The sequence below is a fragment of the Sphingomonas beigongshangi genome (genome assembly GCF_016820445.1).
GTDB lineage: Bacteria > Pseudomonadota > Alphaproteobacteria > Sphingomonadales > Sphingomonadaceae > Sphingomonas > Sphingomonas beigongshangi.
The window spans coordinates 1-14,417 of the sequence record NZ_JADHDT010000001.1 but is presented as its reverse complement, the minus strand read 5'-3'; the positions used below and the strand labels follow the sequence as shown (position 1 = coordinate 14,417).

The following is a 14,417-nucleotide window of genomic DNA, read 5'->3' as shown; positions in this document are numbered from 1 at the left end:
CGCGGCCCATGGGGAAAGCCAACCGGTGCAGCCGGGTCCATGGGTCCCGGCGTGCGTCGGGACGACGGGAGTGACATGGTGAGCGATACGATCGAGCAACCGACCTTGGAGGGCGAAGCCCCCGCCGTCGCCCGCATGAACATGATCCAGGCGATCAACTCCGCGTTCGACGTCGTGATGGCGCGCGATGCGGACGTGTTGGTGATGGGCGAGGACGTCGGCTATTTCGGCGGCGTGTTCCGCGCGACCGCCGGTCTGCAGGCGAAGTACGGCAAGACCCGCGTCTTCGACACGCCGATCACCGAGATCGGCATCATCGGCGTCGCGATCGGCATGGGCGCCTATGGCCTGCGTCCCGTCCCGGAGATCCAGTTCGCCGACTATATCTACCCCGCGCTCGACCAGCTGGTCAGCGAGGCGGCGCGGCTGCGCTATCGGTCGGCGGGTGATTTCACCGCGCCGATCACGGTGCGCTCGCCCTATGGCGGCGGCATCTTCGGCGGCCAGACGCATTCGCAGTCGCCGGAAGGCATCTTCACGCACGTGTCCGGCATCAAGACGGTGATCCCCGCGACCCCCTACGACGCCAAGGGGCTGCTGATCGCCGCCATCGAGGACAATGATCCCGTCCTCTTCCTCGAGCCGAAGCGCATCTACAACGGGCCGTTCAACGGCCATTGGGACAAGCCGGCCGAGAACTGGTCGAAGCATCCCGGCGGTTCGGTGCCGACCGGCTATTACAAGGTGCCGCTGGGCAAGGCGGCGATCGTGCGGCCCGGCGAGGCGTTGACCATCCTGTGCTACGGCACGATGGTCCATGTCTGCGAGCGCGTCGTCGCGGACATGGGTGTCGATGCGGAGATCGTCGACCTGCGCACCCTGGTGCCGCTGGACATCGAGACGATCGAGGCCTCCGTCAAGAAGACCGGCCGTTGCATGATCGTGCACGAGGCGACCCGGACGTCCGGTTTCGGCGCCGAACTGTCGGCGCTCGTCCAGGAACGCTGCTTCTACCATCTGGAGGCGCCGATCGAGCGCGTCACCGGATTCGATACGCCTTATCCCCACAGCCTCGAATGGGCCTATTTCCCGGGCCCGGTCCGCATCGGCGAGGCGCTCAAGAAGATCATGAAGGACGCCTGAGCTATGGCCCGCTTCACCTTCCGCCTTCCCGACATCGGCGAGGGCATCGCCGAGGCCGAGATCGTCGCCTGGCACGTCCGCATCGGCGACCGTGTCGAGGAGGATCAGAACCTCGCCGACATGATGACCGACAAGGCCACCGTCGAGATGGAGAGCCCCGTTGCGGGCACCGTGATCGAACTGGCGGGCGAGGTCGGCGATCAGGTTGCGATCGGATCGGCGCTGGTCGTCATCGAGACCGAGGGCGAAGGGGAGGGCGAGGCAGAGGCCATCGCCGCGCCGCCGACGCCCGCGCAGGCCGAGACCGCGGAGCAATATGAGGCGGAGAACCCGGGCGTCGAGGACGCGCAAGCCTCGTCTTCCGCCGTGGGAGGGGAAGACGCCGCGCCCGCGCGCACGACCGGGACTGACGAAGCGCCGGCTTCGCCGCGGACACCCCCACATCCTTCCGCCGACCCCATTCCTCTCCCGCAAGGGGAGAGGGAAAGTGCACCCGTCCTCGCCTCGCCGGCGGTGCGGGCGCGGGCGCGCGATCTCGGCGTCGACCTGTCCCAGGTGCGCGTCGCCGACGGTGAGCGCATCCGCCACGCCGATCTCGACGCCTTTCTCCGCTACGGCGCGGCGCAGGGCTATCAGCCGCCGCATGCCAGCCGCGCGCGCGCGGACGAGGCGGTGCGCGTCATCGGCATGCGTCGGCGCATCGCGGAGAACATGGCGGCCTCGAAGCGGAACATCCCGCATTTCACCTATGTCGACGAGATCGACGTCACCGCGCTGGAAGCGATGCGTGCCGATCTCAACGACAACCGGGGGCAGCGTCCCAAGCTGACGCTCTTGCCGATGCTGATCGTCGCCATCTGTCGCACGCTGCCGGACTTCCCGATGCTCAACGCGCGCTACGATGACGAGGCGGGTGTCGTGACCCGCTCGGGTCGCGTGCACCTGGGCATGGCCGCGCAGACGGACGCCGGCCTGACGGTGCCCGTGATCCGCGACGCGCAGGACAAGAACGTGTGGCAGTTGGCCAGCGAGATCGCCCGGCTGGCGGAGGCGGCGCGCGCCAGCAAGCTGAAGCCGGAGGAACTGGGCAACGGTACGATCACCGTCACCAGCCTGGGGCCGCTGGGCGGGATCGCCACCACGCCGGTGATCAACCGGCCCGAGGTCGCGATCATCGGCCCGAACAAGATCGTCGAACGTCCGGTCTTCACCGGGCGGGGCGACGAGATCCGCCGCGCCAAGCTGATGAACCTGTCGATCAGCTGCGACCATCGCGTCGTCGACGGTTGGGACGCGGCCAGCTATGTGCAGGCGCTGAAGAAGGTGCTCGAGACGCCGGTGTTGCTGTTCGCGGACTGATGGCGGCTCAGTGGCGCGGCGCGGCGCCCGACGTGCCGCGGCGCTCCGCAGCGGCGCGGGCGATCTTGCGTTCGATCTGGTCCAGCATGCCGGTGTAGCCGCGTTCCTCCACCGGTTTCAGCCACCCCTGCAGTCGGAAAGCGGACGCGATCATGTCCGCGACCCGCGCGATGTCCTGGCGCAGGAATGCGATGCGCCCGGCGGCGAGGCCGCCCGCCTCGAGCCGGTCGACCGTCGTACTCATCCGATCCAGCCTCGCGGAAAAGACGGCATTCTGCCGCTGGGCGATCGACCGCTGCGTCGCGGATGGCACCAGCGATAGGCCGCGATCGGCGGATGCCGGTGTCGTGGCGGAGAAGGCGAGCAACAGGGTAGCGGCGCGGAATGGCGACATGGGCGACCGACGAATGGACCGTGAAGCGGACCGTATACGGACCACGCGTTAACAGGCCCGAAACGGCCTCACCATTTCGGCAGTTTTGTCGCTCGCGACGGGATTGGGCGCCGGGCTTTTCATCGCTATGCCGGTTGCATGACCCAGACCGTTCACGTCACGCATGACGGCCATGTCGCCGTCGTCGCCTTTGCCCGACCGCCGCACAACCATGCCGACCTGTCGCTGATCGAGGCGGTCGGTGCGGCGTTCGAGGCGGCGGATGCGGACGCCGATGTCCGCGCGATCCTGTTGCGGTCGGAGGGCCGTGTCTTCTGCGCGGGCGCCGATCTGGCGAACGCCAATCCCGTCGCCGATCCGCAGCCCGAGGGCGCGCGCAATCCGTTTTACGTCGCCGCCGCGCGGCTGTTCGCGGTGCGCAAGCCGGTCGTGGCGGCGATCCAGGGCTCGGCGGTCGGCGCCGGTCTCGGCCTGGCGCTCGCCGCCGACTTCCGCATCGCTGCGCCGGAAGCCCGCTTCGTCGCCAATTTCGTCCAGCTCGGTCTGCATCCCGGTTTCGGCATTTCGGCCGTGCTGGAACGCGTGATCGGGCGGCAGCGGGCGGCGCTGATGCTGCTCACCGGGCGGCGCATCAGGGCGGACCAGGCGGCGGAATGGGGCTTGGTCGACGAGGTCGTGGCGCAGGAGCAATTGCACGAGGCGGCGCTGACGCTGGCGCGGGAGATCGCGGCGGGTGCGCCGCTCGCGGTGCAGTCGACGCGCGCGACGATCCGTGGCGACCTGTTCGCGCTCGTCCAGCGGCAGACCGACCACGAACTCGCCGAGCAGGCATGGCTGCAACGCACCGCGGACTTCGCGGAGGGGGTCAGGGCGGTGAACGAACGCCGCCCCGGCCGCTATATCGGTGCGTGACCCGCGGCTGATGCCTCAGCGCATCAGCACCAGTTCCTCCGCCATCGTCGGGTGCAGCGCGACCGTCTCGTCGAACTGCGCCTTGGTGAGGCCGGCCTTCACCGCGATGGCGGCGGCCTGGAGGATTTCGGGAACGTCGGGGCCGATCATGTGCAGCCCGACGATCCGGCCGGTCTCGCCGTCGCACACCATCTTGTAGAGCGCTCGCTCGTTGCGGCCGGCAAGGACGTTCTTCATCGGCCGGAAATCCGAGGAATAGACCGCGACCGAGCCGAGCTTCTGCTTCGCCTCGCTTTCCGTCATGCCGACGCCGGCGAGCGGCGGGTGGCTGAAAACCGCGCTGGGAATGCAGCCATAGTCGACGGTGGTCGGCTTGTCGCCGTAGAAGGTGTCGGCGAACGCCTGGCCCTCGCGGATCGCGACCGGGGTCAGTTGCACGCGATTGGTGACGTCGCCGATCGCGAAGATGCTCTCGCAGGTCGAGCGGTTGCGGTCGTCGACCTTGATCGCGCCCTTTTCGTCGACGTCGACGCCGGCGGTTTCCAACCCCAGTCCCTTGGTGTTGGGCAGGCGACCGGTCGCGAACATGACCATGTCGACCGTGACGGGCTCGTGGTTCGACATCTTGACGGTCAGGCAGCCGTCCTCGCCCTTGTCGATCCCTTCGAAGGCGGCGTCGAAGCGGAACTCCAGGCCCTTCATCATGCTGATCTGCAACAGGCGGTCGCGGATCGAGAGGTCGTAGCCGCGCAGGATGTCCTGCGTCCGGTTCATGATGATGACGTGCGCGCCGAACTGGTGGAAGATGCCAGCGAACTCATTGGCGATATAGCCTGCGCCGGCGATCAGCACGCGCTTCGGGATGGCATCGAGGTGGAAGGCCTCGTTGCTCGTGATGCCATGCTCGTGGCCGGGGCAGGACGGGACGGCCGGATGCGCCCCGACGGCGACGAGGATGCGCGCGGCGGTCTTCTCCGAGCCATCGGCGAGGCGCACGCTGTGCGGGCCCGTCACGACCGCGCGCTGCGGGATGATCTCGACACCGTTGTTCTCGAGCGTCTGCGTATAGGCGCCGTTGATGCGATCGACCTCCGCCAGCACGTTGTCGCGCAGCCGCTTCCAGTCGAAGGCACAGGGTTGCGGCACGTCCCAGCCGAACTGCGCGGCATCGCGCAGGTCCTCGGCGAAATGCGCGCCGTAGACGAGCAGCTTCTTGGGCACGCAGCCGCGGATCACGCAGGTCCCGCCAACGCGATATTCCTCCGCCACCGCGACCTTCGCGCCGTGCGCCGCAGCGACGCGGCTGGCACGCGTGCCGCCGGAGCCGGCCCCGATGACGAAGAGGTCGTAGTCGTAATCGGGCATCAGTTCACTCCGGTGGTTTCTGCCATCGCCGACCGCAGGCCGAGATACTGCACGAAAGGATCGAAATCTCGATCGCGATACAACAAAGGCATGTCATCAAGGATGCACCGCGTCGCGATCAACGTGTCGATCGTCTTTCGGACTGTGATGCCAAGCGCGCGCAGTCGACGATAGTTGCGGGCCGCCTCGACCGCGACGGTATGCGATGTCACCGCCAGGTGATCGAACGATGCCATCAGGTGGTGCGCCCGGTCGAAATGGCGATCATCGGTCGTACCTTGCAGAACTTCTGCGAGCATCAAATCGCCGACCATAACCCTGTGCCGCGCCAGGATAAGATTTCTCAGCGTTCGGACTTCGGCAGTGTCGCGATCCGCCAGCCTGTCGATCCAGATGCTGGAGTCAACAACGACAGCGGTCATTGCTCAGGCAAATATCTGCTCGTCCGCATCTCGTCGAGATCGCCCTCCCAGCCGAGCCCGCGCAAGCCATCCAATGCGGCGAGCTGACGCTTGACGCGCAGCGTATCTCGCAGAGCTTGTTCCACCGCCTCGCGCTGATTGTTCATGCCCAGCACGGCGGTGATGTCCGCTACGAGCTTCTCGTCGATATCGATGTTCGTCCGCATGTGTATGGCTCCGCAGAGCCATACACATAGCGTTTACGCCTGTATCAATCCAGACCGGCGCGGCGGATCAGGTCCTCGGTCGAGGGGTCGAAGCTCTGTCCGCCCTTGTCGGCGGCCTTGGCCATCTCCTTGCCCAGTTCGACGCCGAACTGGTCGAAGCTGTTGATGCCCAGCAGCACGCCGTTCACGAACACGCGATGCTCGTAGAAGGCGATCAGCGCGCCGAGGGTGCGCGGGTCGAGCACGTCGAGCAGGAGGGTCGAGGACGGCCGGTCGCCGCTGTAGGAGCGCGCCGGATCCTCGACATGCTTGCCCTTCATCAGCGCCGCACCCTGCGCAAATGCGTTGAGGAGCAGCTGGCGATGATGATCCTCCGCCAGCGTATCGCCCGGCTCGATCACCGCGATGAACTCGACGGGGACGAGGTGCGTACCCTGATGGAGAAGCTGGAACACCGCGTGCTGGGCGTCGGTGCCGACGCCGCCCCAGGTGATCGCCGCCGTCGGACGGCCGACCGGCTGACCGTCGATCGTCACGCCCTTGCCGTTCGATTCCATTTCCAGCTGCTGGAGATAGCTGGGCAACAGCCGCAGCCGCTCGTCATAGGCGAAGGGTGCGCGCGTTTCCGCATGACGGACCTGCGTATAGTAGAGGTCGGCGAAGGCCGCGATCGCCGGCGCGTTCTGGTGCAGCGCGGTCAAACGGAAATGGCGGTCCATCTCCGCCGCGCCTTCGAGCAGTTCCTCGAACGCCGCCCAGCCGAGCGCGACCGCGGCGGGGAAACCGATCGATGACCAGAGCGAATAGCGCCCGCCCACCCCTTCGCTGAACGGCAGGATGCGGGTTTCGTCGACACCCCATTCGATCGCCTTCTCCGGGCTGGCGGTCAGCGCGATGACCTTGCCATAGGGGTCCTCGACCCCATGCTCCTGCATCCATTGCAGCGCCGAGGTCGCGTTGAGCATCGTCTCGGTCGTCGTGAAGGTCTTGGAGGCGACGACGAGCAGCGTCGCGGCGGGATCGAAATCCTTCACCGCCTCCTCCAGCGCGACGCCGTCGACGTTGGAGACGATCGCGACGTCGTAGCGCTTGTCCTCGCGACCGAGCGCATCGACGAGCAGGTCCGGACCCAGTGCGGACCCGCCGATGCCGACGTGCAGCACGTGGCGGATGTCGCCCAGCGCACCCGCTTCGATCGCGTCGATCAGCGCGCGCATCCGATCGTGCAGCTGGCGCGCGCGCGCGACGCTGTCCGCCTTGCCTTCTCCGCGTTCTGCCGTGTGTTCGACCGGACGGTCCTCGGTCACGTTGACGTGCTCGCCGCCGAACATCGCGTCGCGCTTTGCGGCGAGGCCCTTGGCATCGGCAAGGGCGATGAAGGCATCCACCGCCTCGCGCGTCAGATGCGTCTTCGACCAGTCGAAGTGGATACCGGCGACATCCAGACTGAACGTCGCCAGACGCTCCGGATCGGCGTCGAACAGCTCGAGCAGCTTGGGCGAGGGGAGGGACTCGATGGCAGACCAGTCGCTCATGGGCATCATCCTGAAGGGGAAGGAAGGTGGCGATCGTTTCCGTAGCGAACCAAAATGAGACCGCAAGGGGATCGTCCCGTGGCAGGGCACAGGATACGACTACTCAGGACGCACGAGCGCGGCTAAGGCTCCCGTCATGGCCACCAAACCGAAACCGCAACGGTCGGAGACCGTCGAGACGCTCCGCTTCCTGCTCAAGCTCGCGCTCGCCGTGCTGATCCTGCGTAGCTTCGTGTTCGCGCCCTTCTCCATTCCCTCGGAATCGATGCTGCCCCGGTTGCTGATCGGCGACTATCTGTTCGTGACCAAGTGGAACTACGGCTATTCGCGCTGGTCGCTGCCCGGCGGTGTGCCGCTGATCCCGGGGCGCCTCTTTCCGCATACGCCCGCGCGGGGCGACGTCGTCGTCTTCCGCTCGCCCGATCCCGTCGCCGGCGACACCAATCCCGAGCATGCGGACCATGACGTCATCAAGCGGGTCATCGGCCTGCCGGGCGACACGATCCAGGTGACGCACGGTCAGGTCATCCTCAACGGCAAGCCGATCCCCAAGCAGCGTGTCGCCGATTTCGTTCTGCCGCTGTCGACCAATTTCGATGCGCAGAAATGCGGCGCCCCCTTCGTCGACGTCGACGCCAAGGGTCAACCGATCTGCCGCTACCCCCAGTTCCGCGAAACCTTGCCGAACGGGCGCAGCTACATGGTGCTCGATCAGGCGGAATTGCCCGACCGCGACGACACCGGCCTCTACACCGTGCCTGCCGGTGACGTCTTCCTGATGGGCGACAATCGTGACGACAGCGCCGACAGCCGTTTCCCGTATCCGGCGGGCATGGGCTACATCCCGATGGAGCGGATCGAGGGCAAGGCGGTGGTGACCTTCGCCTCGAACGACGGCGGCGCCTCGTTGCTGCGTCCGTGGACCTGGCTGTCCGGCTGGCGCTGGAGCCGGACGGGAGAGGGCTTCTGACCACCGACCTCAAGGCCTGGGTCGCGGCGACGTTCGGGCGCGAGCCGCACGATCTCGCCGCCTTTTCCCGCGCGCTGACCCATGGCAGCCAGGCGGCGGACAATTACGAGCGGCTGGAGTTCCTGGGCGACCGCGTGCTCGGCCTCGTCATGGCGGAATGGCTGTGGGACCTGTTCCCCGACGAGCCGGAAGGCCAATTGTCGAAGCGGCTCAACGCGCTCGTCACCGGCCACGTCTGCGCGGAGGTCGCGCGCAGCCTGGGCGTGCGACCGCACCTGCGCCTGGGCAAGCAGGCACGGGACGACGGTGCATCCGACAGCGACAACATCCTCGGCGACGTGATGGAGGCGCTGATCGGTGCGCATTACCGCGAGGCGGGACTGGAGAGTGCGCGCGCCTTCATTCGCCGCGCCTGGGCCGATCGCGTTCACCGGACCGACAAGGCGCCGCAGCATCCCAAATCCGCCCTTCAGGAATGGGCGGCGGCGAACAATCGCAAGCCGCCGGAATATGCGATCCTGGAACGCTCGGGCCCGCATCACGCGCCCCGCTTCACCGTGCAGGTGAAGGTGGGCCGGCAGCTGGAGGCTACCGCGATCGGCGCCAGCAAGCAGGATGCGGAAACCGCCGCCGCGAGGGCGATGCTGGAGAAGGTGCGGCGGTAGTCGCGACGCCCCCGCGCCCGGCGCCAGGCTTGCCATCGCAATTGCCGCCATCGGACGATAAAGCCCGTTTATGACCCACACCCAACATTGCGGCCTCGTCGCCGTCGTCGGAGCGCCGAATGCCGGCAAGTCGACGCTCGTCAACGCACTCGTCGGCCAGAAGGTGGCGATCGTCAGCCCCAAGGCGCAGACGACGCGCACCAAGCTGCTCGGCGTCGCGATTCAGGATGCGGCGCAGATCCTGCTCGTCGACACGCCCGGCATCTTCGAGCCGCAACGCCGGCTCGACCGCGCGATGGTCGCCGCCGCCTGGGGCGGGACCGAGGGGGCGGACCTGATCGCGCTCGTCGTCGACGGCAAGGGCGGCATCGGCCCCAAGGTCGAGGGCATCGTCGCCGCGCTGAAGGACAGGCCCGAGCCCAAGATCCTGGTCCTCAACAAGGTGGACGTCGCCGACAAGCCCAGGCTGCTGCTGCACGCCGAGAAGCTGAACGCGATGATGGCGTTTGCGGATACGTGGTTCGTGTCGGCGCAGACCGGGGACGGCCTGCCCGAGCTCAAGTCCGCGCTGGCCGCGGCGATGCCGGAAGGACCGTGGCATTATCCGGAAGATCAGGTCTCCGACGCCACCGAACGCGCGCTGGCCAGCGAGGTGACGCGCGAACAACTCTATCTCCAGCTCCATGCCGAGCTTCCCTATGCCAGCGCCGTGGAGACCGAAGCCTATAAGGAGCGCCCGGACGGGTCGGTCGAGATCCACCAGCAGATCCTCGTCGAGCGTCCGACCCAGCGCGCCATCGTGCTCGGCAAGGGGGGCGCGCGCATCCGCGAGATCGGCGCGCGGGCGCGGACCGAGCTCGCCGCGATCATGGGCTGCCCCGTCCACCTCTACCTCCACGTCAAGGTGAAGCAGGGGTGGGACGAGGACCGCGAGGTCTATCGCGACATGGGGCTCGATTGGGTCGACTGAGCGGCGAGCAACCGCTCCACCCATTCGGGCACGAGGACGCTGGCCGCGCCAAGCCGGCTGTCCGCGAAAAGGCCGCTTCCCGCGGATCGTTCGAGGTTGAGTTCCAGCGTGTCGGCGCCGCAGGCATCGGCCATCTGCACGAACCCTGCGGCGGGATAGACCGCACCGGACGTACCGATCGACACGAACAGGTCGGCGGCGGCGATCGCCGCCTCGATCCGCTCCATATGATAGGGCATCTCGCCGAAGAAGACGATGTCCGGCCGCAGCGCGCACGTCCCGCAATTGGGGCATTCGCTTTCCGGCGGCAGCGCCCCGGTCCAGGTCTCGCGCACGCCGCATGCGCCGCATAGCGCCGACTGCAATTCCCCGTGCATGTGCACCAGCCGGTGCGCGCCGGCGCGCTCGTGCAGGTCGTCGACGTTCTGCGTGACGATCAGCAGCTCCCCGCGCCATGCCCGATCGAGCCGCGCCAGCGCGTCATGCGCCGGATTGGGCGCGACCCCCGCCAAGGCCGCGCGCCGCTCGTCATAGAAGCGATGGACCAGCGCCGGATTGCGCGCCAGCGCCTCCGGCGTGCAGACGTCCTCGACCCGATGCCCCTCCCACAACCCGCCGGGGCCGCGGAAGGTGGCTATCCCCGATTCGGCGGAGATGCCCGCACCGGTGAGGATGACGATGTTGCGGATGTCCTGCATGCGGGAAGGATAGGGCGTGCGCTCCGCCTGCGGAAGGGCGGGGGTGGGATCATGCCGCGGTCGAGGCAAGCGAAAGCGCGGCGGTGCGCAAAGATCGCGACGGTGGGCCCGGCCGCGACTGACGGTCTCTTTACCCCGCGGCGGCTGTGACACCTGTCGCTGACCGGTCTAAAGGAAAGTCACGTATCGGCCTGAAATACCTTGTCTATCGCCTGTGCCTGATCCAGGTCTACATCCCAAATTGCCTTTTGGGGGGGCGATGGGCGACCAGCTTCGTGTCGTCGTGATGAACTCATTCAATCACGATTATGCCAGTGCGTTCAGGGCGTCGCTTGCCCGCCTCGGCCTTCAGGCGGAGGTGATCGACCTTCCCAACATCGAACTGGCGGATCTGACCCCCGGCAAGGTGCGGCATATCCGGCACCTGCTCACCCCCAGCGCGCCGGAGCAGATCGTCATCTTCTGCCCGGGCATCATGGAGATGTTCATCGACGGGCCGCATCACAGCGTCCATTTTTCGGGGTATCGCGCGTGGCACGACGAGGGGGCCAGCTCGGTGTTGCCGCATCCATGGTCGGTCCATGCCGCACCGCCGCGTGCCGCGATCGCGTGGACGGAGAAGCCGGCGTTGCGGGCAGGCTTCATGGGATCGATCTACGACGACGCCGCTCTGGTGAGGCTTGGGCGCCGGCTGCCTCGCCCGGTCAAGAGCTGGCTGCTTACCGGGCGCTACCTTCGTCATGCCCGGATGACGGCATGCGCCTATGCGAGTGGCCTCCCGGTGAGGTTCGCGCTCGCATTCCCCAGGGTCGAGGCGCTCGAAGCGCTCGAAAGACAGGCGGCAGACCAGGACGATTTCGACGTGCGCATCATCGGCACCGGTGGCTTCACCGGCTTGCCCGATGCCAAGGCGCGCTATGTGGATGAGATGATCGCGTCGACCTATGTCCTGTGTCCTCGCGGGTCGGAGAATTTCAGCTTCCGCGTCTACGAAGCATTCCTGTACGGGCGGGTTCCGGTCATCATAGATACGGACATGGTGCTGCCGCCCCAGATCCCTTGGCGGGATCTCGCGCTGATCATTCCCTATGACGGTCTGGAGGGCATCGCGCAGTCGATACGCGACGACTATGAACGAACGGACGCCGCACGCTTCATCGCGCGGCAGCGTGCCGCACTGGAACTGATGCAAGAGCTCGGCACGGGATATTGGCTCGACGATGCGCTGGGCGGGATCGTGCGCATGCGTCGCGCAGCCCGGGAGACGACGTCCGCCGGCCGCCTCCGGCCACTATCGATCTGAAGCCAGTGTCGGAACGCTGCTGCGCTTTCGGGCAGCGCCCAGGCGCGCCCGATCGCGGATGTCCGCCTGTTGGGGTGAGCGGAACGCCTGCTTCTCAGCGTTTGCGGTCGCTCTGCGATCGCAGCCGTCGCGCGTTTAAAGGCCGTTAACGGAGCGGACTTAAATCAAATCAAATCGGGTTGATATTCTGTCCGGCGGAAGCGGTGACTCTATGTTCGCGATACTGAAAAGCCAGCATGCCGAGATCGCGAAGATTGCGGCCGGACTGGAAAAGCTGCTCACGGCGCATCCGGACCCGGTAATCTCGGAATTATCCATCCTCCGAACCAAGCTTTCTCTTTCGCTTGTTGGCCATTTGACAGCCGAAGAGGAACATCTGCATGCACCGCTGCGTAGGTCAAGATTGGGCGCAAAAATCCCGCGCTATGCCGCTGTAGCAGACGCCACCCGAGACCTGCGGCTTGCGTACTCCGCCCATATCGCCCGCTGGCCGGTCAAGACAATCCGATCCCATTGGGCCGATTACGTCGCAGAAACGCGCGCGTTGCTCGGCAATCTAAGCCAGATCATGCGCGATGAAGAACACGATATCTTCCCGTTGGCGCAGCAGTTGCTCGCGGCGCGGGCATTTCCAAGCGAAAGCGGAAGTGGTCAAGATGGTTATGCAGTGAACGATCGAAGCACACTGTCGAGGCTGTAGCGATCTCCTGGGTCGAACCCCTACGTGCGGCAGGGCGGTGAGCAACCCGGGCGCGAATTTCCGCTATTGGGGGAGAGCGGACGGTCCGCTTTCCTGTATGAAGCGCTGATAGCTGGCCTTCAGATCAATTGACGCAGTCATATGCCTCCGCCAACTTCCGGTTCTGCTTTCGGGCGTCATCGCAGGAATTTTGTCAGAGACTCGGGTCAACGCCGCCAGTGAATCCGCCTTGTCTTTGTATCATAAACAAATGGATGATCGAAGTCGTGAGATCGGTTCGAGTCAGTATGTCCAGACACTGCTCCTTCAATAAAGTTCGGTGAACGCCATCGATTGCAGTGAACGTAATAATGCGACGCCGACGGGATTTCCGATCCTGTCGGATGCCCACGTGATTTTTGTACTATCTTGAAGAGGCTGATCCCTGTCACGACCTTAGTAGACAGATTCAACACATAGCAATCTGCAACGTTGCTACCCCAATTGTCCTGTAAGAATGCACGTTGTCCGTCAGGCGACCAACTCACACCCATACTGCGGGTCACCGTCGCGACACGAGTTCGATGGCCACGGCCATCTTCGTAAAAAACTGGGTGGGCCTGACCGCCATTCCGGTCCACGTGTGGTCGGTAAAAAATGCGTGCGCCGGAGCCATCCGGCGACGAGACTGAACGAATGGCTCCAGGAAAGGTGTTCGGACGAACACTAGTGGCGGCAGCCCCCGCGACGAGCAGGGCAGCAACCAAAACCGGTAGAACCGACCAAGGTCGTGCTGGCGTGTAGTTGTTCAAAGTTGCCATCTGAGAATGCTGTCGGAACGGCAGGTTTCGGACAAGCCCCCTAGCAGCGGCAGCGACGAGAATTGGACGAAAGCGGTACGTCCGCTTTTGAGCATTAGCGGTCGTTCAATGACAGCGCCCCGGTCAAGCCTAGAAAATTGGGTCATGACGTCAGCGAAAATGGGACGGTCCAGCTCGCGTAGTGAACTCGACCAGCGTGTGTCACGTAATCCAGCTGCTCAGACACGTTGCCGCCCAACTACCACGCCTCTTTCGGACGACACACTCTTTACCGAACGCAAACCGTCCGGGTGAGTAAAATGATACCTCTACAAGCGCGAGCTCCCGCTTCGGATCAATGATGGGCCGAGAAAACGACGTCTTGAATGTCACTCCGCTATCGACATAATTATGCGGCGCGCCGCTCCATACACAGTTCGGTTTATAGCGAAGCGCAGGAGGAGGTTGCAATCTCTGCATCTCGGCAAAATCATCTTCATCAATCGGAACTTTTCGACGATATTCAGCGGTCCAGGTTTCGAGTCTTGATGGTTCATGCTCAGCAGCCACTACCGTGCCTGGGTAGACATTATCAGCGATGCCTGCGCTCGATGGGGCGATTATAGCCGCTGTATAGGCCGCCTCTAGAATTTTACACGTTGCCGCGTCGGTTTGTGCTTCGTTCAGAGGCACAGACATGTATAGCGAGATCATCGACAATGCGATTATCATGACGGCCGGCCCTACTATTCAGGTGGGCAGAGTTTAATCCATACCTGTGAGGACGCAATATGCACCTGCGAACTTCGCGGTAAGACGAAAGCGGACGTGGGTATCGCGAGGCAAAAAGCGGCTACTCTGCTCAACGCACGGCCGGGAAATGCTTGGTCTAGGCGGAGGGATCCTCCGCCGCGAATGTCCGTGTGTGGACGCCCCGTCGGATACAAGGGGGTGTTCGGAAGATTTGATCGCGCGGGTTCAGGTGCTTCCGTGTGT

General features: G+C 65.2%; 15 protein-coding genes. 8 read left to right on the top strand and 7 right to left on the bottom strand.

The annotated features are described in order from the left end of the window. Window positions 1-135 precede the first annotated feature (135 nt). Complete coding sequence (locus IQ292_RS00075; RefSeq protein WP_203308831.1) at window positions 136-1,143, top strand: alpha-ketoacid dehydrogenase subunit beta; 1,008 nt, start codon at window positions 136-138, stop codon at window positions 1,141-1,143. Window positions 1,144-1,146: 3 nt separating this feature from the next. Further along, window positions 1,147-2,502 carry a dihydrolipoamide acetyltransferase family protein gene (locus IQ292_RS00070; RefSeq protein WP_203308278.1) on the top strand — a complete coding sequence of 452 codons (1,356 nt, stop codon included), beginning with the start codon at window positions 1,147-1,149 and terminating at the stop codon, window positions 2,500-2,502. A 7-nt stretch (window positions 2,503-2,509) separates the two neighbouring features. Here the strand turns inward: IQ292_RS00070 and IQ292_RS00065 are convergent, their stop codons facing one another. Then, a complete protein-coding gene (locus tag IQ292_RS00065) occupies window positions 2,510-2,896 on the bottom strand; it encodes a hypothetical protein (RefSeq protein WP_203308277.1) in 387 nt (128 codons plus the stop codon). A gap of 138 nt (window positions 2,897-3,034) precedes the next feature. On the opposite strand from IQ292_RS00065, the gene IQ292_RS00060 reads away from it, so the two are divergent. Beyond that, window positions 3,035-3,808: an enoyl-CoA hydratase/isomerase family protein gene (locus IQ292_RS00060; RefSeq protein ID WP_203308276.1), complete on the top strand. Its 774-nt coding sequence runs from the start codon at window positions 3,035-3,037 to the stop codon at window positions 3,806-3,808. Window positions 3,809-3,823: 15 nt separating this feature from the next. Here the strand turns inward: IQ292_RS00060 and gorA are convergent, their stop codons facing one another. From gorA to pgi, 4 genes are read right to left on the bottom strand one after another with little or no spacing between them, the layout of a single operon-like run. Beyond that, on the bottom strand, window positions 3,824-5,173 hold the full coding sequence (gorA, locus tag IQ292_RS00055) for a glutathione-disulfide reductase (RefSeq protein ID WP_203308275.1): 1,350 nt from the start codon (window positions 5,171-5,173) through the stop codon (window positions 3,824-3,826). Beyond that, window positions 5,173-5,595, bottom strand: coding sequence for a type II toxin-antitoxin system VapC family toxin (vapC, locus tag IQ292_RS00050; RefSeq protein WP_203308274.1), 423 nt, complete (start codon window positions 5,593-5,595; stop codon window positions 5,173-5,175). Before vapC ends, gorA begins: the two co-directional genes overlap by 1 nt. Further along, window positions 5,592-5,801 carry a type II toxin-antitoxin system VapB family antitoxin gene (locus tag IQ292_RS00045; RefSeq protein WP_203308273.1) on the bottom strand — a complete coding sequence of 70 codons (210 nt, stop codon included), beginning with the start codon at window positions 5,799-5,801 and terminating at the stop codon, window positions 5,592-5,594. The genes vapC and IQ292_RS00045 overlap by 4 nt, the downstream gene beginning before the upstream one ends. A 44-nt stretch (window positions 5,802-5,845) precedes the next feature. Beyond that, entirely contained in the window at window positions 5,846-7,336 is a 1,491-nt protein-coding gene (gene pgi / locus IQ292_RS00040) for a glucose-6-phosphate isomerase (protein ID WP_203308272.1), read from the bottom strand. Window positions 7,337-7,472: 136 nt separating this feature from the next. On the opposite strand from pgi, the gene lepB reads away from it, so the two are divergent. The 3 genes from lepB to era all read left to right on the top strand — a co-directional run bounded on the left by lepB (window position 7,473) and on the right by era (window position 9,941). Continuing rightward, the gene (gene lepB, locus IQ292_RS00035) at window positions 7,473-8,306 is read left to right on the top strand and encodes a signal peptidase I (protein ID WP_203308271.1); all 834 of its coding nucleotides are present in this window, start codon (window positions 7,473-7,475) and stop codon (window positions 8,304-8,306) included. Next, window positions 8,261-8,971 carry a ribonuclease III gene (gene rnc, locus IQ292_RS00030; protein WP_420853641.1) on the top strand — a complete coding sequence of 237 codons (711 nt, stop codon included), beginning with the start codon at window positions 8,261-8,263 and terminating at the stop codon, window positions 8,969-8,971. The genes lepB and rnc overlap by 46 nt, the downstream gene beginning before the upstream one ends. Window positions 8,972-9,041: 70 nt before the next feature. Continuing rightward, window positions 9,042-9,941: a GTPase Era gene (gene era / locus IQ292_RS00025; RefSeq protein WP_203308270.1), complete on the top strand. Its 900-nt coding sequence runs from the start codon at window positions 9,042-9,044 to the stop codon at window positions 9,939-9,941. Here the strand turns inward: era and IQ292_RS00020 are convergent. Continuing rightward, window positions 9,908-10,639, bottom strand: coding sequence for an NAD-dependent deacylase (locus IQ292_RS00020; RefSeq protein ID WP_203308269.1), 732 nt, complete (start codon window positions 10,637-10,639; stop codon window positions 9,908-9,910). The genes era and IQ292_RS00020 overlap by 34 nt on opposite strands. Before the next feature lie 259 nt (window positions 10,640-10,898). On the opposite strand from IQ292_RS00020, the gene IQ292_RS00015 reads away from it, so the two are divergent. Continuing rightward, on the top strand, window positions 10,899-11,942 hold the full coding sequence (locus IQ292_RS00015) for an exostosin domain-containing protein (RefSeq protein WP_203308268.1): 1,044 nt from the start codon (window positions 10,899-10,901) through the stop codon (window positions 11,940-11,942). A gap of 211 nt (window positions 11,943-12,153) precedes the next feature. Next, on the top strand, window positions 12,154-12,642 hold the full coding sequence (locus IQ292_RS00010; protein WP_203308267.1) for a hemerythrin domain-containing protein: 489 nt from the start codon (window positions 12,154-12,156) through the stop codon (window positions 12,640-12,642). A gap of 1,001 nt (window positions 12,643-13,643) precedes the next feature. Here the strand turns inward: IQ292_RS00010 and IQ292_RS00005 are convergent. Next, window positions 13,644-14,153 carry a hypothetical protein gene (locus IQ292_RS00005; protein WP_203308266.1) on the bottom strand — a complete coding sequence of 170 codons (510 nt, stop codon included), beginning with the start codon at window positions 14,151-14,153 and terminating at the stop codon, window positions 13,644-13,646. Window positions 14,154-14,417 lie beyond the last annotated feature (264 nt).